This is a genomic window from Teredinibacter purpureus (assembly GCF_014217335.1).
Lineage (GTDB): Bacteria > Pseudomonadota > Gammaproteobacteria > Pseudomonadales > Cellvibrionaceae > Teredinibacter > Teredinibacter purpureus.
Window position 1 is genome coordinate 615,099 of the sequence record NZ_CP060092.1, and the last position, 20,808, is coordinate 635,906.

Annotated in this window: 16 protein-coding genes and 1 pseudogene; 7 read left to right on the forward strand and 10 right to left on the reverse strand. The window is 46.8% G+C overall.

From position 1 onward, the window contains the following. Positions 1-94 precede the first annotated feature (94 nt). From H5647_RS02510 to rho, 4 genes are all read left to right on the forward strand, one after another. Positions 95-2,437 carry a hybrid sensor histidine kinase/response regulator gene (locus tag H5647_RS02510; RefSeq protein ID WP_045856047.1) on the forward strand — a complete coding sequence of 781 codons (2,343 nt, stop codon included), beginning with the start codon at positions 95-97 and terminating at the stop codon, positions 2,435-2,437. A 113-nt stretch (positions 2,438-2,550) separates the two neighbouring features. Further along, positions 2,551-4,659, forward strand: a complete 2,109-nt coding sequence (gene ppk1, locus H5647_RS02515) for a polyphosphate kinase 1 (protein WP_045856049.1) — start codon at positions 2,551-2,553, stop codon at positions 4,657-4,659. A 168-nt stretch (positions 4,660-4,827) separates the two neighbouring features. Next, positions 4,828-5,154, forward strand: a complete 327-nt coding sequence (gene trxA, locus H5647_RS02520) for a thioredoxin TrxA (RefSeq protein ID WP_045856050.1) — start codon at positions 4,828-4,830, stop codon at positions 5,152-5,154. A 487-nt stretch (positions 5,155-5,641) separates the two neighbouring features. Next, a complete protein-coding gene (gene rho, locus H5647_RS02525; RefSeq protein ID WP_045856052.1) occupies positions 5,642-6,901 on the forward strand; it encodes a transcription termination factor Rho in 1,260 nt (419 codons plus the stop codon). Between the two features lie 34 nt (positions 6,902-6,935). Here rho and H5647_RS02530 read toward each other — a convergent pair whose 3' ends face one another. Beyond that, on the reverse strand, positions 6,936-7,097 hold the full coding sequence (locus tag H5647_RS02530; RefSeq protein ID WP_162926263.1) for a hypothetical protein: 162 nt from the start codon (positions 7,095-7,097) through the stop codon (positions 6,936-6,938). 2 nt (positions 7,098-7,099) lie between these two features. Here H5647_RS02530 and ubiD point away from each other — a divergent pair, with 2 nt between their 5' ends. Beyond that, on the forward strand, positions 7,100-8,566 hold the full coding sequence (ubiD, locus tag H5647_RS02535; protein ID WP_045856055.1) for a 4-hydroxy-3-polyprenylbenzoate decarboxylase: 1,467 nt from the start codon (positions 7,100-7,102) through the stop codon (positions 8,564-8,566). Positions 8,567-8,617: 51 nt separating this feature from the next. Here the strand turns inward: ubiD and H5647_RS22390 are convergent. From H5647_RS22390 to H5647_RS02580, 8 genes and pseudogenes are all read right to left on the reverse strand, one after another. Next, positions 8,618-10,108 (reverse strand): annotated as a pseudogene (locus H5647_RS22390) (CotH kinase family protein). 469 nt (positions 10,109-10,577) lie between these two features. Beyond that, positions 10,578-11,279 (reverse strand): SDR family NAD(P)-dependent oxidoreductase, encoded by a 702-nt coding sequence (locus H5647_RS02550; RefSeq protein ID WP_045856057.1) that lies wholly within the window; start codon positions 11,277-11,279, stop codon positions 10,578-10,580. Positions 11,280-11,309: 30 nt separating this feature from the next. After that, on the reverse strand, positions 11,310-12,506 hold the full coding sequence (locus H5647_RS02555) for a heme biosynthesis HemY N-terminal domain-containing protein (protein WP_045856059.1): 1,197 nt from the start codon (positions 12,504-12,506) through the stop codon (positions 11,310-11,312). Next, positions 12,503-13,783 carry a uroporphyrinogen-III C-methyltransferase gene (locus H5647_RS02560; RefSeq protein WP_045856061.1) on the reverse strand — a complete coding sequence of 427 codons (1,281 nt, stop codon included), beginning with the start codon at positions 13,781-13,783 and terminating at the stop codon, positions 12,503-12,505. Before H5647_RS02560 ends, H5647_RS02555 begins: the two co-directional genes overlap by 4 nt. Beyond that, positions 13,780-14,589 (reverse strand): uroporphyrinogen-III synthase, encoded by an 810-nt coding sequence (locus H5647_RS02565; RefSeq protein ID WP_045856063.1) that lies wholly within the window; start codon positions 14,587-14,589, stop codon positions 13,780-13,782. The genes H5647_RS02560 and H5647_RS02565 overlap by 4 nt, the downstream gene beginning before the upstream one ends. Continuing rightward, positions 14,576-15,505 (reverse strand): hydroxymethylbilane synthase, encoded by a 930-nt coding sequence (hemC, locus tag H5647_RS02570; protein ID WP_045856065.1) that lies wholly within the window; start codon positions 15,503-15,505, stop codon positions 14,576-14,578. Before hemC ends, H5647_RS02565 begins: the two co-directional genes overlap by 14 nt. Positions 15,506-15,590: 85 nt before the next feature. Continuing rightward, entirely contained in the window at positions 15,591-16,325 is a 735-nt protein-coding gene (locus H5647_RS02575; RefSeq protein ID WP_045856067.1) for a LytR/AlgR family response regulator transcription factor, read from the reverse strand. A gap of 66 nt (positions 16,326-16,391) precedes the next feature. Continuing rightward, complete coding sequence (locus H5647_RS02580) at positions 16,392-17,489, reverse strand: sensor histidine kinase (protein WP_052691829.1); 1,098 nt, start codon at positions 17,487-17,489, stop codon at positions 16,392-16,394. 139 nt (positions 17,490-17,628) lie between these two features. On the opposite strand from H5647_RS02580, the gene argH reads away from it, so the two are divergent. Further along, entirely contained in the window at positions 17,629-19,026 is a 1,398-nt protein-coding gene (gene argH, locus H5647_RS02585) for an argininosuccinate lyase (protein WP_045856069.1), read from the forward strand. Between the two features lie 92 nt (positions 19,027-19,118). Here argH and H5647_RS02590 read toward each other — a convergent pair whose 3' ends face one another. After that, positions 19,119-19,892: an exodeoxyribonuclease III gene (locus tag H5647_RS02590; protein WP_045856071.1), complete on the reverse strand. Its 774-nt coding sequence runs from the start codon at positions 19,890-19,892 to the stop codon at positions 19,119-19,121. Positions 19,893-20,167: 275 nt separating this feature from the next. On the opposite strand from H5647_RS02590, the gene pyrE reads away from it, so the two are divergent. Continuing rightward, positions 20,168-20,806, forward strand: a complete 639-nt coding sequence (gene pyrE, locus H5647_RS02595; protein WP_045856073.1) for an orotate phosphoribosyltransferase — start codon at positions 20,168-20,170, stop codon at positions 20,804-20,806. Positions 20,807-20,808: the final 2 nt, after the last annotated feature.

Sequence of the window (20,808 nt, forward strand, 5' to 3'; positions counted from 1 at the left end):
CAACCACCGTATACCGAGTAAGCTAATGGCTGCTACACTCATTGAGGACCTTGCCAAATAAAGCTAAGCATGACCGTGGCCAACTATTCATTCGATGCGTACATCTAATAAAACTCCACAAACCCGCAGCATTGCACAGCGCCTATCTTTGCTGGCACTCATTATCGGGCTCATTATAATCTTTTTGGCTATCGGTGAACGATTGCTGCTTGAGCGCAACTACACCCAACACCTGTCACTCGAACTCGACGCCTCCGCTCAGGCCATTACACCTTGGATCGCTCGGGCTCTCGCCCGTAACAGTGAGCAACAAGTTAATAAAGTACTCAACGAACACCACGTACTCCACCCAGCATTAACTCTGACGCTAACACAACAATTTGGCAGCCGAGTTGAGCAGCTCACGTCTATCGCGGGTACAGAACAATCCGGATGGCGACGCCACCTTAGCCAAAACTACCCCCTCGCTACAGAACACGGCAATTACAACTTAACGCTAGAAAGTTCAGATGCGTTCTTTAACCGTGAGTTTTTAAACGCGTTTTTATATAACTTAATGCTCGAAAGCGCCGTTATGTTAATGATGGCCATCGCTATTCTAAATTTGGTACACCGACTCGTCATTCGCCACCTTCACAGTATTGCCGACCAAGCCAAAACGGTATCGCTGAATAACCTTGAAGCACCCATCGCGCTAGACCGCCCGCCCTCAACGAAAGGGAAAGACGAGCTAGACTCGATCGTTGAAGCGCTCGAAACCATGCGAAACACCATTCAAGACGATCTGTGGCAACGCAACGAAATTGAAAAAGCCCTACTAACGGAAAAAGAAGAAAAACTCGAAACTCGAAAATTAATCCAACAATTTGAAGCCGCACATCAAGCCAAGAGTCAATTTATCGCGACGATGAGTCACGAAATACGCACCCCCATGAACGGGGTCATTGGCATGATAGAAATGCTTCGTGATACCCCCTTAAACGATACTCAGAAACACTATTTAGATGTTATTTTTCGATCAGGGGAATCGCTGCTTGATATTATTAATGACATCCTCGACTACTCCAAAATCGAAGCCGGCAAGATGCACCTGGAAGATGTCGAATTCGATCTTAACCAATTAATTAACGATTGCCTGCAACTATTCAGCGCCACAACGCACAAACGCGACATAGAACTGCTATGCAATGTTCATCCCTCTGCCCCCATTTACCTCAAAGGTGACCCAACCCGTTTACGGCAGATTTTAGTGAATCTAATCGGCAACGCCTTCAAATTCACATCGTCAGGCTACGTGTTTGTTGAAGTACTACCCATGAAGCAGACTGCCAGTGAAACGCCCGTACTAAAATTCTCAGTCTCCGATAGCGGAATTGGTATAGAGCGGCAAAAACTTAACCATTTATTTGACGCCTTCAGTCAAGCCGATAGCACAACCAGCCGCCGCTTTGGTGGAACAGGGCTTGGGCTCGCAATATGCAAGCAGCTCGCCGAACTCATGAACGGCAAGATTGGGGTGAACAGCAAGCCCAACGAGGGCTCCACGTTTTGGTTTACCAGTGAATTCCATTTGCCCGATGATTCTTCAAACCGCCAAGCACCCAGCTCCAGCTTAGCGCTTTCTGGGAAGCGCGTTCTCGCGATACATAACACCCCCATACTCAATCGGGCATTTGGTGAACATACCGCCAGCTGGAACGTAACCTGTCACACCCTCGATAATGCCGACAAGGCCTTGGAACGCTTAAAAATACTGCCCAACAGCAAGAAATACGACTTTATTTTCATCGACCAAACCGTTGACGGTAAGGATGGTTTTATGGTCGCCAAAGCCATTCGCAAATTAGAACTTTACGCTGAAACCCCTATTATTATTCTTACCCGGGAACGCACCACAAACTTCAGCATGGAGCAACTAATGCCAGTCACCTCCGTGCTACCACGACCTCTCACCATTAGCGCAATAAAAAACACACTCCTTGCGCAAGCGACAGGCGTGATGCTTGACGAGCTCATATCCATGGAAAGTAAAAGTATTGCACCACAACGAAAACTCAACGTATTAGTTGCCGAAGACAACGCCGTAAACCGAATGGTAATAGAAGGCCTATTGAGTAAAATTGAAATAGAACCTATATTTGCGGAAGATGGCAAACAAGCACTGGATGCCTTTATTGAAGCAGACCCTCGATTCGACTTAATTTTTATGGATTGCGAAATGCCGGAAATGGACGGCTTTGAATCTACCGAAAAAATTCGTGAACAGGAACACAATAAAGCGCACACGCCCATCCCCATAATCGCCCTCACGGCACACGTAGAAGCCGAACATCGCCAACGCGTCTTCAATGTAGGCATGAGCTACTACCTCACAAAACCCGTGACAATGGAAAAGCTCCGAGAATCATTAGTCTCGGTTGGCGTACTGCAAGATTAAGCGTATTGTAACCAAGGCTTTACTATTCATACTTATGATATGAGAACCATTTAAACGCAATACAAGCGCTATATTGTATATACTGTTTTGCTCAACTATCAGGACAGACGTACATGCCCGAACTCGACACTGCCGCAACCCCCCCAGAAACTGCCGAAACTATTTCGCTCGACAACAATGCGTATTATCTCAATCGAGAGTTAAGCCACCTCGCATTCAATCAACGCGTTCTCGCGCAAGCATTAGACGAAAGCCACCCCATACTCGAGCGTCTTAAATTTTTGTTAATTTTTAGCTCCAACCTCGACGAATTTTTTGAAATTCGCGTCGCAGGGTTAATGCAAAGCATAAAGTTTGAACGAGAAACCACTGGCCCTGACGGCATGCCGCCTAGCGAAACCTTGCGGAAAATTAGCGAAATTTGTCACAAAACGGTAGATCAACAATATAAAACGCTAAACGATATTTTAATACCGGCAATGGCAACCGAAGGGATTCGCTTTTTACGTCGAAAACAATGGACGACAGCCCAAACTGAATGGGTTGAAAATTTTATAGAGCATGAAGTACTACCCATCATAAGCCCGATAGGTATCGACCCCGCTCACCCATTTCCTCGGCTCGTCAATAAAAGCCTTAATTTCATTGTAAAGCTCGAGGGAAAAGACGCCTTCGGACGCGACCTCAATTACGCCGTTGTTCCAGCACCTCGAACACTACCCCGCGTGATCAAACTACCCGATGAATTAGGCGAACCCGGCCATAACTTTATTTTTCTCTCCTCTATGATTCACGCCAATGCCGACAAAATGTTCCCCGGCATGAAGGCATTAGGCTGTTATCAATTCCGCATCACCCGCAATGCCGACTTAGATGTCGACATGGAAGGTATTGCCGACCTCGCCCGTGCCCTAAGAGGTGAATTACATTCACGGCGTTTCGGCACAGCCGTAAGATTAGAAGTCGCCGATAACTGCCCAGAAGAGCTCACCCAATTTTTACTTCAAGAAACAGGCTTAACCGAAAGCGAACTCTATCGCGTGCATGGGCCGGTAAACCTTAAGCGCCTTATGAAGGTGCCAACACAAGTCGGTCGACCCGACTTGCTCTACCCTCCTTTTACGCCAACTATGCCCAAAGGCCTTGCTCGAAAAGACAATATTTTTGACGCCGTTGCCCGCAAAGACTATTTACTGCAACACCCCTTCGAGTCGTTTGCGCCCGTCATTCAATTATTGCGGCAAGCAGCAAAAGACCCTCACGTGGTGGCCATAAAGCAAACACTGTATCGCTCGGGTGGCCTCAAATCATCGATCGTAGACGCACTCATAGATGCGGCGCGCAACGGCAAAGAAGTTACGGCCATTGTTGAATTACGAGCCCGCTTTGACGAAGAAGAGAATCTCGAGCTAGCCAGCCGCTTACAAGAAGCTGGAGCCGTGGTGGTTTACGGTGTAGTCGGATACAAAACGCACTCGAAAATGGTGCTCGTGGTTCGCCGGGAAGGCGGCGAATTAAAGCGGTATGTACACTTAGGCACGGGCAACTACCACAGCGGTAACGCACGCCTGTACACCGATTACTCCCTTCTCACCGCCGATCCCGTACTGTGCGGCGACGTACACCGAATATTCCAACAGCTCACCGGCATGGGTAAAACAGAACGCATGGATAAACTGCTCCACGCGCCTTTTACCTTAAAACGGCAGCTCATACGGCTTATCGATGGCGAAGTAAAAGCACATCGCGATGGCAAACCGGCTCATATTATTCTTAAGTGCAATGGGCTCACCGAACCCAAAATCATTCAAGCGCTCTACAAAGCGTCACAGGCCGGCGTCTCTATCGACCTGATTATTCGGGGTATGTGTTGTTTACGGCCGGGAATTCCCGGCGTTTCGGACAATATCCGTGTTCGCTCTGTTGTCGGCCGATTTTTAGAACACACACGAACGTATTATTTTGCCAATAGCGAGCCCACCGTATTTTGTGCCAGTGCTGACCTAATGGAACGCAACCTCACCCATCGCGTGGAAACCTGCTTTCCGGTACAACAACCAGAACTCGCCCAACGTATTTATCGGGAATTGTTACTGTATATCAACGATAATATGCGCAGCTGGCAGCTCGACAATTCCGGCCATTACACCGAAAACCAGTGCGCTCAAGATGAGAGCCCACAAGGAGCACAAGAAGAACTCCTCCACTTGCTATCAAAATAATCATGCCCTATTAGGGTTGTAATTCCTTATCAGTGACCTAATTTACAAGATCAATGGCGCTGATAGGGCATAAACCGTCTTCAGGCTCTTATTTGGCCTTGTATCGAATACGGGCTATCCTTATCATTACCGCCTCTTCCCCTATACCCCCTTTTGGAGAATCTAAATATGAGTGACGCGATCGTTCACACTAGCGATGCAAACTTTGAACAAGACGTTTTGTCTGCTCAAGGCCCCGTTCTGGTTGACTTTTGGGCAGCATGGTGTGGTCCTTGCAAAATGATCGCGCCCGTTCTCGACGAACTTTCTCAGGAATACGGCGACAAGATCAAGATTTGTAAAATGGATGTAGACGCCAATAAGGCCACACCGGCCAAATTCAATATTCGCGGCATTCCAACATTGATTATTTTCAAGAACGGCAGCGCAGAAGGCACTAAAGTGGGTGCTTTATCGAAAGCGCAGTTAAAAGAATTTATTGAAAGCAATCTTTAAGAAATACCCTCGATATGGGCAGGGTCAAAAAATGCGACCCTATCCATATCAAGTTCTTGCGTATTAGGACTTTGCACTGAGTTATTTTTGTGGCTATACTGCAGATGTCTCGCATTTAAGCATTTCCGCTCATTTCTCCTGCAGTCACCATTACCTCGACTTTCAGCAACCCGATGACTGGATCTACGCAGACACAGCTGCCCAATCGGATAATCTTTATCACCTACTCGCGTTATCGATAGCAACACCAAGCCTGACCTACGGCTAACTAAAATGTCGAAGCGCCAACCGAATTCCGACACTCATTATAAAATGCAGCAAATAAGACTCCCGATTTCGAATCAGAAAATTTTGAACTGACTGAGCGTGGCCTTTTATGAATACTCGTCATTTGTACCTCAGTTTATTAACAGATTACTAATATCGACACTATTATTAACCCAATCATCTGGCAATTGCCGACAAGCCCTCCTACCGTATTAATCTTATGAATCTCACTGACCTCAAGAAAAAACCAATAGAAGAACTCATCGATATTGCTAAAGAGATGGGTATGGAAAGCCTAGCCCGCTCTCGCAAACAAGATGTCATTTTTAATATCCTAAAACGCCACGCCCGCAGCGGCGAAGATATTTACGGTGATGGGGTACTCGAAATTCTGCAGGACGGCTTCGGCTTTTTACGTTCAGCGGGCGCCAGCTACCTCGCTGGCCCAGATGACATCTATGTATCACCTAGCCAAATTCGACGCTTCAATTTACGTACTGGCGATACTATCTCCGGTAAAATTCGCCCCCCAAAAGAAGGCGAACGCTATTTTGCGCTACTAAAAGTTAATCAAATTAACTTTGACAAGCCCGAGAATTCACGCAATAAAATTCTGTTTGAAAACCTCACCCCCTTATTTCCTACAGAACGTCTAACACTCGAAACGGGTAATGGGTCTACCGAAGACTTAACCGGCCGCATCATTGATTTAATATCTCCAATTGGTAAAGGCCAGCGAGGCCTTATTGTCGCGCCACCAAAGGCCGGTAAAACCATCATGATGCAAAATATGGCACAAGCTATTACCCGCAATAACCCCGAATGCCACCTTATTGTACTGCTAATTGACGAGCGTCCGGAAGAAGTTACCGAGATGCAACGCTCTGTTCTGGGTGAGGTGGTTGCATCCACCTTCGACGAACCCCCCTCACGCCATGTTCAAGTTGCCGAAATGGTTATTGAACGTGCAAAACGGTTGGTAGAGCATAAAAAAGACGTAGTCATATTGCTCGACTCCGTTACGCGTTTAGCGCGTGCGTACAACACCGTTATACCCTCATCCGGTAAAGTGCTAACCGGTGGTGTCGATGCTCACGCCCTTGAACGCCCCAAACGTTTCTTTGGTGCCGCACGAAATATTGAAGAAGGCGGTAGCCTTTCCATCGTTGCCACAGCGCTGATCGATACCGGCTCTAAAATGGACGAAGTTATCTATGAAGAGTTTAAAGGTACAGGAAACCTAGAATTACACCTCGACCGTAAAATCGCCGAGAAACGCGTTTACCCTGCCATCAATATTCGTCGCTCCGGTACCCGCCGCGAAGACTTACTTATGAAAGAAGATGAACTGGCACGCGTATGGATTCTTCGTAAATTACTCCATGACATGGAAGATATCTCCGCAACTGAATTTTTAGTCGATCGACTTAAAGGCTTTAAGTCGAACAAAGAATTTTTCTTATCCATGAAATCTAAATAGCGACTGTTTAACGCGTTGCCTTCGCAGTGTCGGTTTACGGCACACCTTGTGCGAAGGCAACGCTGCTCATGGCAGCATTAAAAACAACCCAATCATCACTCACAACAACATCCCAAAGGGAGCTTGCAACCGCTCCGTATTCTCGTTGCCCCTCTTTTGGGCTCACTCGAAACGAAGCGCTCTGCACAACGCGCATCTATGTTTAAAGACCTCCGCGATTTTATCCAGCTGCTTGAGAAAAAGGGCCAGCTCAAACGCATCACACACCCGGTAAGCTGCCACCTCGAAATAACAGAGATTTGCGATCGAACGTTACGCGCGGGAGGGCCTGCACTGCTATTTGAAAATATCGAAGGCCACACCATACCGTTACTCGGCAATTTATTTGGCACGCCCGAACGCGTAGCTCTAGGAATGGGCCAAGAATCGGTTGAAGCACTGCGAGATGTTGGCGAACTCCTTGCGTTTTTAAAAGAGCCAGAACCACCAAAAGGCTTGAGAGATGCGTGGCAGAAAATGCCAATATTTAAGCAAGTGCTCAATATGTCGCCCAAAGAAGTGACGAAGGCACCCTGCCAACACAACGTAATGGAAGGCAGCGATGTCGACCTAACCAAAATCCCCATCCAAACGTGTTGGCCCGGAGATGTTGCACCGTTGGTTACGTGGCCCCTTGTCATTACCCGCGGCCCCCACAAAGAAAGACAGAACCTCGGCATCTACCGCATGCAACTCATCGGTAAAAACCGGTTGATTATGCGTTGGCTAAGCCATCGTGGCGGCGCGTTAGACTTTAGAGAATGGCAAAAAAAATATCCCGGTGAGAACTTCCCTGTATCTGTTGCACTTGGCGCAGACCCCGCAACTATTCTCGGCGCCGTTACCCCGGTACCCGATACACTGAGCGAATACGGTTTTGCCGGCTTACTGCGTGGCAGTAAGACTGAAGTTGTAAAAAGCAGGGGCAATAACTTACAAGTACCCGCATCGGCTGAATTCATTTTGGAAGGCTTTATTCGCCCAGATGACATGGCCGATGAAGGCCCTTTTGGTGACCACACTGGTTACTACAACGAGGTCGATCGTTTCCCCGTTTTTACGGTAGAACGCATAACGCATCGCAAAGACCCCATTTATCACAGTACCTATACCGGCCGACCACCCGATGAACCCGCTATTCTCGGTGTTGCCCTAAATGAAGTATTTGTACCTTTGCTCAAAAAACAATTCCCCGAAATTGTTGATTTTTATTTACCGCCAGAAGGCTGTTCTTATCGCATGGCGGTGGTGACCATTACAAAACAATATCCAGGACACGCTAAACGCGTCATGCTCGGCGTTTGGTCTTTCTTGCGTCAGTTTATGTACACAAAATTTGTCATAGTCACAGATGACGATATTAATGCGCGCAACTGGGAGGACGTAATTTGGGCGCTAACCACACGTGTAGACCCCAGCCGAGACACCACTTTAATTGATAATACGCCCATCGATTATTTGGATTTTGCATCGCCGGTATCTGGTTTAGGCTCAAAAATGGGCATTGATGCCACCAACAAATGGCCAGGTGAAACAGACCGAGAATGGGGCGAACCCATCGAGATGGATCAAAACACCAAAACTAAAATAGACGATATATGGTCGAAACTCGGAATAGACGACTGATACAAAAAAGCCGGTGCTTATCACACCGGCTTTTTTTCGTAATACCACCCTTTATAACGTATCGATTTCTGTATCCAACCACAACATCCTATTCATTAACCATTCACGTAAATAGGTCACTTCTTGGTCATGAGTATCGCCAATATAATCGTTCGGCCAAATATAAGTCCCTAAAATATTCCATCGACTAAAATTACGATCAACGGCACCAGCGCTTGTGATAGACAAGACTAACGCTGTAATTTTTTCTGTGAGCGCCACATTGGAAAGTTCACCCACCCTAAGGTTTTCCCAGCGCAGCTTAACAAGGCTGACAAAGTAATCGTCTTCGAGTAAACGGTACCACCAAAAGGGAATAGCAAATGGGCTACCGGGAAAATTCTCTTCTCCTCGATGCAGCCAATAGTCATAACGAGCGCCATCATTGTAATCGGCATTGCCCAAGGCTAAGTTGTAATCCCATAAAGGCCCCATTGCAAGTTTCTCATTTTTATTTTTCACGAGAAAAGTGCTCAACCTATAGCCGTCAACATTTCCCGAAATTTCTGTCGCAATAAAGTAATCGACGAAGCTATCCACATCAATATACGCCCTATAACCCAAGTTTTCATCGGCAAAATCAGGGCCGGCTAAGGCATCTTCAAAGTCTCTCATATAATTCTGTATATACGTTTTTTGAGGCTCAGTGATATTTTCAGACTTAGGGTAGTTATAGATAAAATAATGATCACTCGCACTCAGCTTTGCGCCGTGCTCAGAAATAAAGCTCATATCGTCGGTAAACACATTATATGCACTCGGATTGCCTTCGTGCTCACCGTTAGTTTTATCCAGTTTTATCCAGTTTTATCCAGTTTTATCCAGTTTTATAATATAGCCGCCGGTTAGATCCTCACCTTCATTTTCATCATCTTTAAGCTTGTTTATATCAACACGATTCGCATCACGTTTTACTTTTTCAAACAACACATACAAGCCTTCGTACGCATTGTCCCGATAGAGTTCAACATAGTGCCACCGCGATACGTATCGATCAAAAGCAGCACCAATTTCAAACATTAGCGGGTTTCGCACTAAACTTTTGTCGCCATATGGGCCGTATAAAACCCAATCTTCCTCCTCCGGAAAACCCAACAGCGACACCGTTAAATCTTCGCCCGCTGCATCACGAGTTTCGATGCCATAATTTTTCTTCGGATAAAAATACTGTGAACTCGACCCCCGGTACTCCACGCCAATATGCCCATCATAATCAATAGCGGGTATCTCTCCAACACGATAATCGATAACCCTCATTTGTGCCGTTACTTTCGGCTCGTCTTGAATCGCGCCAACAACGCTATGAATATCAACGCGCGGCAAAGTAATGCTTGTAACAAGATTAGGTTCGGGTGTGGGTACAATCGTTGGGACAGCAGTAGGCGCCTCTGTAGGGTCGACAATCACCCTATTATTATTCGTAGGCGCAGTATCACTCGCGCCACCGCACCCCGTTATAGCTATCACCAATGTCAAATAAAACCCTATGTGCATATCCCTCATTCTTCGCTCCTTTTTTATTTAATAGTCGGCACGCTCTCATCACGCATCACGATTTTTCACTGATGCGTTACCTGCATTTTTCGAACGATGAAATAAGACTATAACAGTCTCTCTCAGCCTTCAAAAAAATAGAATGGCAATAGGGGAGGATTTTAAATGCGTGGTCAATACAGCCTTTAGGGCTAACTAAATGAGGGAATCTATAATCATTCGCTTAACGACGCCAACCTTTAGCAATAGGCTTTGTTCTTATTTCTTATTATGTGTATTCCGCCGCTCAAGACGTTTACTCGACATACTCTACTAGACATTATTAGCCGTTTCCAGCCTAAGCTAGGACAATTTCGTGAGCGTCTGCACGTAGACTACAACCTCACAAGGCAGAAGTGGCCAGGGATGAAGACACACAAGGGAAGGTTGGGCACACGTTAACAACGTGTGCCCAAAAACGAGGGGTAAAAGGAAGGTATTAATCGAAAAACTTATAGTCTTGTGCGCGAAAATATTCGCCATTAGGACCACTGTCCGCAATGATTACAGGCGCCATCATGCCCGGCAATGTCGACTCTACGGTATCCCATGCGTCAGGCCCACCGAGGTCGGTTTGAATCCAACCAGGATCGATACAGTTTACGCGTACGTTAGTGTCTTTAAATTCAAACGCTAAATCTTTCGTGAATTTATCGACGGCTGCTTTTGACACACTATATGGTGCCAAGTTGGGTTGGTCAGCTATACCCGACGACAAATTAATAATGCGCCCCCAGTTTCGAGCCTTCATACCGGGGCCAAAGGCATTACACAGCTGAGCCAACGCTAGTACGTTCACCTGCATTAGCTGTTTCCAGGTTGCCATACTAAACTCAAAGATAGGCGTAGAGGGGCAGCTAATCGCGGCGTTGTTATACAAAATATCTACGTCCGCTGTTACTGCCTGTGTTTGGCTAATTACCTGGTTAACGCCTTCCTCGCTGTCCAACTCGCCAAAAACACTTTTAACCTCTACATTGGTATCGCTCAGTAGCGCTAAAGTTTCAGCGGTATTCCCTTCCTTTCGACCATGCACAATCACATTGCACCCTAACTGCGCCAAACCCAAGGCAACCTGCTGGCCAATACCTCTAGCGGACCCTGTCACCAATGCCCATTTGTTATCTAATCGTTTTTTCATATGTTTTGTCGCTATCGTTTATAGTCAATGTTAGGTGCTTAACAGCAAGCCTTTTTGATAAAGCGATGTACTCAACTGATGATCACCAAGCTGGGCAATTAACGCAGCCAATTCGGCATAAGCAGCAGGGCAAGGGGTTAGCGCAATACTTTGTTCAAAGTAGCCGCGCGCTTTACCCCATAATTGATTACGCATAGCCAGCCGGGCGGCCGCTAACAACAAAGCTGCATCATTGCCATGGTTCAACAACCACTTTTCTATTTGACTCAATTGCTCGGCCGGTTTACTCGACGCTAAGAGGCCATAATGGGCCACCAGTTCGGGGCTCCAATGTTTATTCAGCGCCTGGCGAACCACTATCTCTGCTTTATCGGTCAGAGCTTCTCGCTGTAGCATTATGCTGTAACGCTCGATAATACTAGGTGAATGTTGCAGTGTTTTAGGTAGACTTTTCCAAAAATCGGTTGGCGCTTTGTCACCGCCTTTTAATGTTGTTTCTTCAAATAATGCGGTATACACCCTTTCTTCAAGCATCACGTGTTGCGCTTCGTTAAACTGTTTCGTGGCCTTTTCGCTCGCTTTTATTGTCGGTAGCAACGTCACTAACGCTTGCCATTGCTTTGTTTCACAATAGACATGTTTTAACAACTGCAATACTGCAATATTTTTTGCGTCTTGCGCCAACGCCAGCTGAAGCGTTTCGAGACAAGCGTCATAATTTTTCTGAGCCAACTGTAGCTTCGCCCGCGCCACCCATACACTCATTTGATTATAAGGTGCCTTAATTTCGGCTTCTGAAAGCAAGTGTTCGCAAGCCTCAAAGTCCCCTAGTTTTCGGGCACTTTCTGCTGCGGCTAATAAAAAGATAAAAGGTTGATCGCTCTGTTTTGCAACTGCCTCTAGATCTTTTTTTGCGACGGCCCAATTTTCTTCTACAAAATGCAATAAACCTCGGTGTGTTTTTTTAATAATCTGTTTACTGCGGTGGCCGGAAAAAATTCGAGCGCTAAAACCTAACGAATATAAAATACGAAGCAACCCTTTATAAATAGCTCTCGCAACGATTACGGCGAGTGGTAACGCTAGCAGCCAAAAACTTGTTTCAATGGTTGTATTTCCAACACTAATCAGAATATAACCTGAGTCTTTACGTACCAACTCAACAAGCACGGGACCGGCTAATAAAAACAGTAGGCTCAATAGCCCTACCGTCACAAGCTTATTCATTGTGAAACACTCCCGTTGGACGGCTCAGCACCTTTAAGACTATGGAGCTGCTCTATGTAGCTGTGGAGTAATTCTAACGAGGGCGTGATATCGGGTAGGGTAATGACAATGCTTTCACTGGCTAAGCGCTGAAGCTGTGCCCGAAAAGCACTGGCCGGCTTAGATTCTGGGTAATAGCGCAGAATATAAGCGTCCGCTTGCTGTAAGCTTTGCGTATAGATTTTCGGTTGCTCTCGCAACAAAGCGAGTTGAGCGCGTTCCAGTATTAACCGAATATTATGCTGTAAATATTCTGCTGTGTCCGGTGCTAACAGCGCTTTGGCTTCAACGCTATGGTCACGTACTCGGACATACTCACCCATCGCGCTAATAAATTGCGCAAAACTCGCTTGCAACTTTAACCACCAAGTATCAAGCGATTCCTCTACCAAAGGCGGTAAAATAACTGTATCGCTATCAGTGATGGTGTCACCGATTACTCGCGCTAATACGTCTTGACGACTTGGCTGTAACGGCAATAAACCCAACTGGTTAATTAATCCGTTTAGCGAAAGGTAAAGGCCTTCGAGATCAATTTTTTGCGTAAGCCGTAGTGCGGCTAAATCATTATTGACCGCTTTACGTAGTGGGTATAAATCAGGATCGGCAAGATCACGTAATATTCTATCGGCTTCGCTCAATAGCGCATCGGCGCCATCTACGCTACGTTCAATTAAAATACGTTGATTCGCAAGTTTTAATAAATATTCCGCTTCCGCCAACAACCAATCTTCACGCGTAATTGTCGACATAGACAACAAGCGACGATTTTGCGCAACTACTCGCTGCTCTAGCACGGCGATACGTTCTTTTGCAGAGCGTAGTTCCTGATTCGCCTCCGCCATCATTTGCACTCTCTGCTGCCCAATAGCAGCAACCCGCTGGTCTTGCGCGGCTATACTGTTTTCTAGATGCGTTATGCGCTCAGACTTTCCACTCTCCAATTGAAGATAGCGATAACCTTCCCAGCCTATCGTGCTCACCGCGGCCATAGTAACGAGCACTAGAACCGTTAAAATAACCAAGCCCCACGGAAAAGACGTTTTCGCTTTTAGGGGCGGAGTATGCTCGCTCTGAGGGTGAATGTTGTCCGTGGGCGAGGCGTGGTTTTCGATACCCTCAGGCTCGGTTTCTGTGAGGCGTTTCTTTACAGTGCTTGAGCTGCTCTCACCCATTGGTTTATCGGACTCGTTTTGGTCTACGGTCGACGTTATGTCTTTTGGCGATTCATCTGTCATGAATGTATCTCTGGAAATTCCTTAAGTAGCGTCTCTAGCATTTTAGACTCGGAAGCATTGGGCGATACCAAACAATAGTGAAAGCCTGCGGCCGCCGCATCGTCAGCGACCCTTTTACTCGGTAACAAAAGAGGTAGCGTTCTAATTTTTTCTCGTAAATGACGATCAGACGACGCGTCGGCCAGTTGAATTAGATGCTTAAGTGTCTCACCACTGAAGATACTAATAACGTCATTTTCCGTTAGGGCTGCTCGTTCGAGTTCTGAATAAGCGGTTGCCGGTATTTGCCGATGATACAGCTCACAGTAATCAACAATTGCGCCTCTTTGCTGCAGTACTTCAGCTAACTTTCCTCGCCCACCCACGCCTCGACAGATCAAGATTTTTTGCTGTTTCACGTCTAATAATAACGCGTGTTGTAATAACTCTTCGCTGGTCATGGTATTTTTGGCTATCGCAATATCCGTGAGCCCGCGCCCCAAACACGCTTGAGCTCTTTCGGCCGTCTTGGCGCCAACGGCAAAATATTGAATACCTTCTGGAAACTGCGGCCAATATTGATCTAGCCAAGTATAGGTGTGGTCAACAGCATTTTGGCTAACAAATATGACCGCATTATATTGGTCAAAATTCATTATTTTTTGCTTTACCGCGTTCTGCTGCGCTTTATCTCCTACGGCCGAGATTGCCAACAGCGGTAAGCCCAAAGTCGCAAACCCTTCGGATTCAAGTCGCGCACACCAACTTGTATTCTGCGCCAGAGGGCGAGTAGCAATCACTCGCCTGGGGCACTTACTCTTGACCATAAACGCCTTTTAAAATTCTGTCGGCTCCTGCCGCTAAAAGTTCTGCCGCAAGCGCTTCGCCCATGGATTCGCCGCTTTCCGGCGAGCCCATAACCTCCTTATAAATAACCTCGCTGCCATCAGGCTCTGCAACTAAGCCTCGCAGCCACAATTGCCCCTGCTGATGCAATGCGAAACTGCCGATGGGTACTTGGCAACCACCTTCTAACGCTCGGTTCATTGCGCGCTCAGCGAGGACAGTTTGCGCAGAGGGAAGATGATGTAGAGGTTTGATTAAATCGAGTGTCACTGTGTCGTGAACACGACACTCAATACCAACAGCGCCTTGTCCACCGGCAGGTAATATTACCTCTGGGGCGATACCTGTTCGGATTCGATCGCGCATGCCTAGACGCTTTAACCCTGCAGAAGCAAGAATAATGACATCGTATTCACCAGCATCGAGTTTCGCTAATCGCGTATTCACGTTACCCCGAAGAAACGTCACTTCAAGATCTGGCCTTAACGCTAACAACTGACTTTGTCGACGTAGGCTCGAGGTGCCAACAATTGCACCGGAGGGTACATCCTCAAGTTGTACGTACTTATTGGACACGAATGCATCACGAGGATCTTCTCGCTCGCATATGACAGCAAGCCCTAAACCCTCCGGAAACTCCATTGGGACATCTTTCATTGAGTGCACCGCTATATCGGCGTCATGCGCCAAAAGGGCGTGTTCCAGTTCTTTGACGAACAAGCCCTTGCCGCCCACCTTTGCCAGCGGTACATCCAGTATTTTGTCGCCGCGACTGACCATAGGTACGAGTTCAACAGACAATTCTGGATGATGTTTAATGAGTTCAGCTTTTACAAATTCAGCCTGCCAAAGCGCTAAGGCGCTTTTGCGAGTGGCGATACGAAGGGTGTGGGTCACGGTTGAGGATCCTCTCTTATTTCGCCGTTATAATAGCAGACACTTTCGCCTGCTGGCTGCTTAGAGATCCGTTAAGTCAGTCATTCTATAGTCGCGATAAGATCTCACGCACATTCGCTACGTGGCGCCGGCTAACGGTTGGCCGATAATCTGTTGATTTTAATCGTAATTCAAATTGGCCCGCACCACTTCGCTCCATCGCTTCTATCTCTTTTATGGCCACCAAAGCGTTGCGATGTACACGTAAAAATACACTCGGAAATTCTTGCTCCAACTCCTTGAGCGTATCGTCTACAAGCGTCTCGCCCGCTTCGTGCTTTACCGTCACGTATTTTTGGTCGGCGATAAAGGAATGAACACTCGTAATAGGGATGAGTTCTACTCCCTTGCGGGTTTTCGCCGCAATATTTTGCCGCTGCCCTTCGGGCACAGAAGCAGCCTCGGCAACATTGCGCTGCACCTTATTGAGCTTTTGCGCTTTATCTAACGCGTCAATTAGCTGCTGCTGCTGCACGGGCTTGAGCAAATAACCCACAGCCAAAGTATTAAACGCCTCCAACGCATATTGGTCATATGCCGTACAAAATATAACCGCTGGCGGCTCGGGCATTAGCGAAATTTTTCTAGCGGCTTCTAAACCATCTTCACCAGGCATTCTTACATCTAACAATACAATATCAGGGTCAAACCGATCAATTGCAGTAATGGCTTCAATCCCATTGGCCGCTTCACCGACCACTTCGTACCCCTCTAGCTTCTCAACCATGCGGACAAGACGCTGACGAGCTAAGGGCTCATCGTCGACGATTAACATGTGCATGCCATACTCCTTCTAGCTTTTATTACTATTATTTTAGCGTACGCCCTAGAGCGCCTATATCAATGCCTATACTGGCCTCTTCAACGGATAACGAATACAGGTTGTAAATTCTTTTTGCCCTGTTGTAACTTTTAATGAACCCGCGCCGAGGTAATAGGCCGCTAGCCGGTGACGAATATTATCTAACGCAATACCATTTCCCGTGCGCCTCGTGCCATCAAGCTGCAGCGTTTTATCCTCTTCTTCCGTAATGGGGTTGCGGATACAAATCTCGACCGCGCGCTTAGTAAGCACTAACTCAATGGTGATGGTACCGCCTTCGGGTAATGGCTGGACACCATGATAGATGGCATTTTCGACTAACGGTTGAAGTAGAAAGCTGGGGATCTGTAATGCGCGGTATTCTGGGTCATGTTCACTCAATACTTCACCCGATTCTTGATGTAAGTGCCACTCGACTTTTAATCGTTCCGCTAAGCGCATTTGCTCTATATCGATATAGTAACGGCAAAGATCAATTTCTTGATGCAGCGGTATTAAGCCAGGTTCGCTCAAGCTCGCCCGAAATAATTGTGAGAGTTCAACCACCATACGCTCGGCGGTATCCTGGTCAACCGCAATTAAGCTGGCGATGGAATTCATGCTATTAAACAGAAAATGCGGCCTAATGCGGGATTGTAACGCTTGTATACGAGACTGCATTTCGGCTTTTTGTTGGTTCCGCAATTGCTGCTGTAAATAGAGGTATCTCAACCCTATTCCCGCCAAGACCGCAGCGACCATTAAATTACCGACTATTTGGCTCTGAACGCCCTCCAAATTACCGTTATTGATCCAAAAAACCAGTACAGTAAAGGCCAAGGTATAAAATAACGAAAGACAGTAACTCCCCATTCCCGCCACAACAGGATGCAGCTTTCTGAGTAATGGCCGCAACACGCACAAGCTGCCGGCACACGTAAGCACCACCCATAACACCAAGATGGATACTAAACCAAAACGCGCCCAGTCAAATCGCTCTACACCAAAAGACGCCACCACTAGCGAACCCACTAGCAGCTCACTCACAAGAATCAAGCTGAGCACCGCCTGCGGCCCACAAAGATCCGGCAGAAAATCGCCATCTTCGGCACTTATACGAGAAAGGAGATATTTATCGGTCACTCAGTGTCCTGCTATTGTCAATGAGGCCCTTAAGGGTTTCGCGCATGATGCACCGCTCGGGTATAATGTTCCGTTAAAATTTAGCCGACGAAAACCTGCATATCGGGAAAGTGTTTGGCGCAACAGGATTTAAATGACTATGAGCCAAGATGACAACTCTGTAAAACCCTGGGGTGGGCGCTTTAGCGAACCTACCGATGCTTTTGTTGAACGCTTTACCGCCTCGGTCGATTTCGACCAACGTCTTTACCATCATGATATTAACGGTTCAATCGCTCACGCTACAATGCTGGCCTCTGTCGGTGTGCTCACCGATGCTGAAAAAAACGACATAATCACGGGCTTAGAAACCATCCGCGTGGATATCGAACAGGGCCGTTTCGAATGGTCCGTTGCACTTGAAGATGTTCATATGAACATCGAAGCTGAACTGACCAAACGTATTGGTATTACCGGCAAAAAGCTGCATACCGGCCGCTCGCGCAACGATCAGGTAGCAACCGATATTCGACTCTATTTGCGTGATGAGATAGATGTTATCGCCAAAGAGTTAACACGACTGCAAGAAGGGCTGCTTTTCATCGCTGAACGCGAAGCCTCCACTATTATGCCCGGGTTTACACACTTACAAACCGCTCAACCCGTCACTTTTGGACATCACTTGCTTGCATGGTACGAAATGTTAAGTCGCGATTACAGCCGATTGATGGATTGCCGTACGCGGCTCAATCAATCGCCACTAGGTGCCGCAGCACTCGCAGGCACCACTTATCCGATCAACCGAGAGCAAACCGCCGCGCTATTGGGCTTCACTCAACCTACCCGAAATTCGCTAGACTCAGTAAGTGATCGAGATTTCGCTATCGAATTTACAGCATTTGCCGCATTGGTTATGACTCACCTCTCGCGCGCCAGCGAAGAACTCGTTTTATGGGCTTCAGCTCAATTCAACTTTATAGACCTGCCTGATCGCTTCTGCACAGGGTCATCTATTATGCCGCAGAAAAAAAATCCGGATGTCCCTGAACTCGTACGTGGTAAAACAGGTCGCGTAACAGGCCACTTAATCAGCTTGTTAACGCTTATGAAATCTCAACCTCTTGCGTATAACAAAGACAACCAAGAAGACAAAGAACCCTTATTCGACACTATCGATACCATTAAAGATTGCCTCCGCGCTTTTGGCGATATGATCCCAGCTTTACAGGCCAATAAAGAACCTATGTACGAATCAGCCAAGCGTGGTTTTTCTACGGCTACAGACCTCGCCGATTATTTGGTTCGTCGAGGTATTCCTTTCCGTGATTCGCATGAAATTGTTGGAAAGTCAGTTGCCTACGGCATTGCGGAAAACAAAGATTTATCAGACATGACATTGACCGAATTACAGGCTTTTTCGAGTACAATTGAGCAAGATGTGTTTGAGGTGCTCACACTTGAAGGCTCCGTTGCCGCCCGCAACCATATAGGCGGCACCGCACCCGAACAGGTACTAAAGGCCATTTCAACAGCCAAGAAAGAGCTAAGCGAACGCTAATCCAACACGCACAACAAAAAAGGCGAGCTCATGGAGTTCGCCTTTTTTTATTTACTGTAGAGCACAGTGCTCTCTTATTTACGTGCGGAGATTTATAGATCATCAATATCGTAATCTACTATCACCGGTAAATGACTCGAAAAATGCCGTGTTTTATAGAGCGCGGCGTATTCCACTTTCTTAGCCAATGAGTCCGAAATAACGTGATAGTCTATTCGCCAGCCGTCACCCACACCAATTTCACCCGTCGGCCACCATGAATACTCACCACCTTCCGGTACCGCTAGACGAAAAGCATCGGAATAACCTAGCTGTTTAAATAGCTGGTTCATCCACTGCTGTTCGTGTGTTAAAAACCCAGATTGATCAATATTCCCCTGCCAATTTTGAACATCTTTTTTGGTATGAGCCATAGCCCAATTACCACAAAAAATAAAATGGCGACGCTTACGCGTGACCTTATGTAGCAACGCTTGGAAATCTTCAAAAAATTTGATTTTAACTTCCTGAGACTCGGCTTCTGAAAACGCCGGTGGCGCCAACAGCGAACCAATAGAGTAACGTTCAAAATCAACTTGAAGATAGCGGCCTTCCATATCAACACCGCTAGAGAATCCCAAACCATAAATAAGCGCTTTGGGCTGATGACGACTGTATATGGCCACGCCATTATAATGCTTAATACCCGAGTCGAAAAAATAGGCGAAATAACCTTCGGGGTGAAAAATCTCATCGTCTAATTCGTACTCAAGTGCACGAATATCTTGCAAGCAAATGATGTCGGCATCTTGCTCTTCTATCCAGTCGTATAAACCTCGTGCCGCTGCCTGGTGAATACCGTCGACGCACAGACTGATAACTCTCATACTAACCCCTTTATAACTCGAGGGTATGATACAGAGAGAAGTAATTCTTTGTCATTAATTATTGCTAAATTCATCCAGTGTTCAGCTTCATTGATTTATTGTTAGGATTACAACAGCGTATTTTCTTATAATAGACGGATATCAGATATTTGGTGCGTTACAAACTCTACTCGCGCATTTCACACGCCATTTCAGTGCCAATCCAACTATTTTGCTTATACTTGTACGTACAGTTCGGCTGTAGATAACGCTAGTTTTACCCCCTCGGAGATACAATGAAACCCTACCAGAAAGACTTTATCGAAATGGCACTTGCCAGCGAAGCACTGAAATTTGGCGAATTTACACTAAAGTCAGGTAGAACAAGCCCCTATTTTTTTAATGCAGGCTGCTTTCAAAATGGCGCCGATATCGCTCGACTCGGACGCGCATACGCACAAGCAATGGTAGATGCAAAACTCGATTTCGATATGCTATTTGGCCCAGCCTACAAGGGCATCCCACTCGCAGCTGCAACGGCTATTGCCTTGGCTGACGAGCATCAACGCAACCTCCCATGGTGTTACAACCGCAAGGAAGCAAAAAATCATGGCGAAGGTGGCAGCCTTGTGGGCGCTCCTCTCGTCGGCAAAGTTGCCGTTATTGACGATGTGATCACAGCAGGAACCGCCGTGCGTGAGGTACTGTCTATAATCGAAGCAGCGGAAGCGAAACCCGCGGCCGTTGTGATAGGGCTTAACCGACAGGAGCGCGGCCAAGGTGAGCGCTCAGCAATTGATGAACTACATGAATCTACTGGCATACCTGTCGTCAGTATTATCGACTTAAGCGACATTATGGCCTATCTTGAAGCTAAAGATGACCTCAACACGCTTAACCGTATTTCCGATTACCGCAACCAATACGGCACTTAGAC

Coding starts and splice junctions, on each gene's coding strand:
- H5647_RS02510 (WP_045856047.1), top strand. CDS start 95: ATGCGTACATCTAATAAAACTCCACAAACCCGCAGCATTGCACAGCGC.
- ppk1 (WP_045856049.1), top strand. CDS start 2,551: ATGCCCGAACTCGACACTGCCGCAACCCCCCCAGAAACTGCCGAAACT.
- trxA (WP_045856050.1), top strand. CDS start 4,828: ATGAGTGACGCGATCGTTCACACTAGCGATGCAAACTTTGAACAAGAC.
- rho (WP_045856052.1), top strand. CDS start 5,642: ATGAATCTCACTGACCTCAAGAAAAAACCAATAGAAGAACTCATCGAT.
- H5647_RS02530 (WP_162926263.1), bottom strand. CDS start 7,097: ATGCGCGTTGTGCAGAGCGCTTCGTTTCGAGTGAGCCCAAAAGAGGGG.
- ubiD (WP_045856055.1), top strand. CDS start 7,100: ATGTTTAAAGACCTCCGCGATTTTATCCAGCTGCTTGAGAAAAAGGGC.
- H5647_RS02550 (WP_045856057.1), bottom strand. CDS start 11,279: ATGAAAAAACGATTAGATAACAAATGGGCATTGGTGACAGGGTCCGCT.
- H5647_RS02555 (WP_045856059.1), bottom strand. CDS start 12,506: ATGAATAAGCTTGTGACGGTAGGGCTATTGAGCCTACTGTTTTTATTA.
- H5647_RS02560 (WP_045856061.1), bottom strand. CDS start 13,783: ATGACAGATGAATCGCCAAAAGACATAACGTCGACCGTAGACCAAAAC.
- H5647_RS02565 (WP_045856063.1), bottom strand. CDS start 14,589: ATGGTCAAGAGTAAGTGCCCCAGGCGAGTGATTGCTACTCGCCCTCTG.
- H5647_RS02575 (WP_045856067.1), bottom strand. CDS start 16,325: ATGCACATGTTAATCGTCGACGATGAGCCCTTAGCTCGTCAGCGTCTT.
- argH (WP_045856069.1), top strand. CDS start 17,629: ATGAGCCAAGATGACAACTCTGTAAAACCCTGGGGTGGGCGCTTTAGC.
- H5647_RS02590 (WP_045856071.1), bottom strand. CDS start 19,892: ATGAGAGTTATCAGTCTGTGCGTCGACGGTATTCACCAGGCAGCGGCA.
- pyrE (WP_045856073.1), top strand. CDS start 20,168: ATGAAACCCTACCAGAAAGACTTTATCGAAATGGCACTTGCCAGCGAA.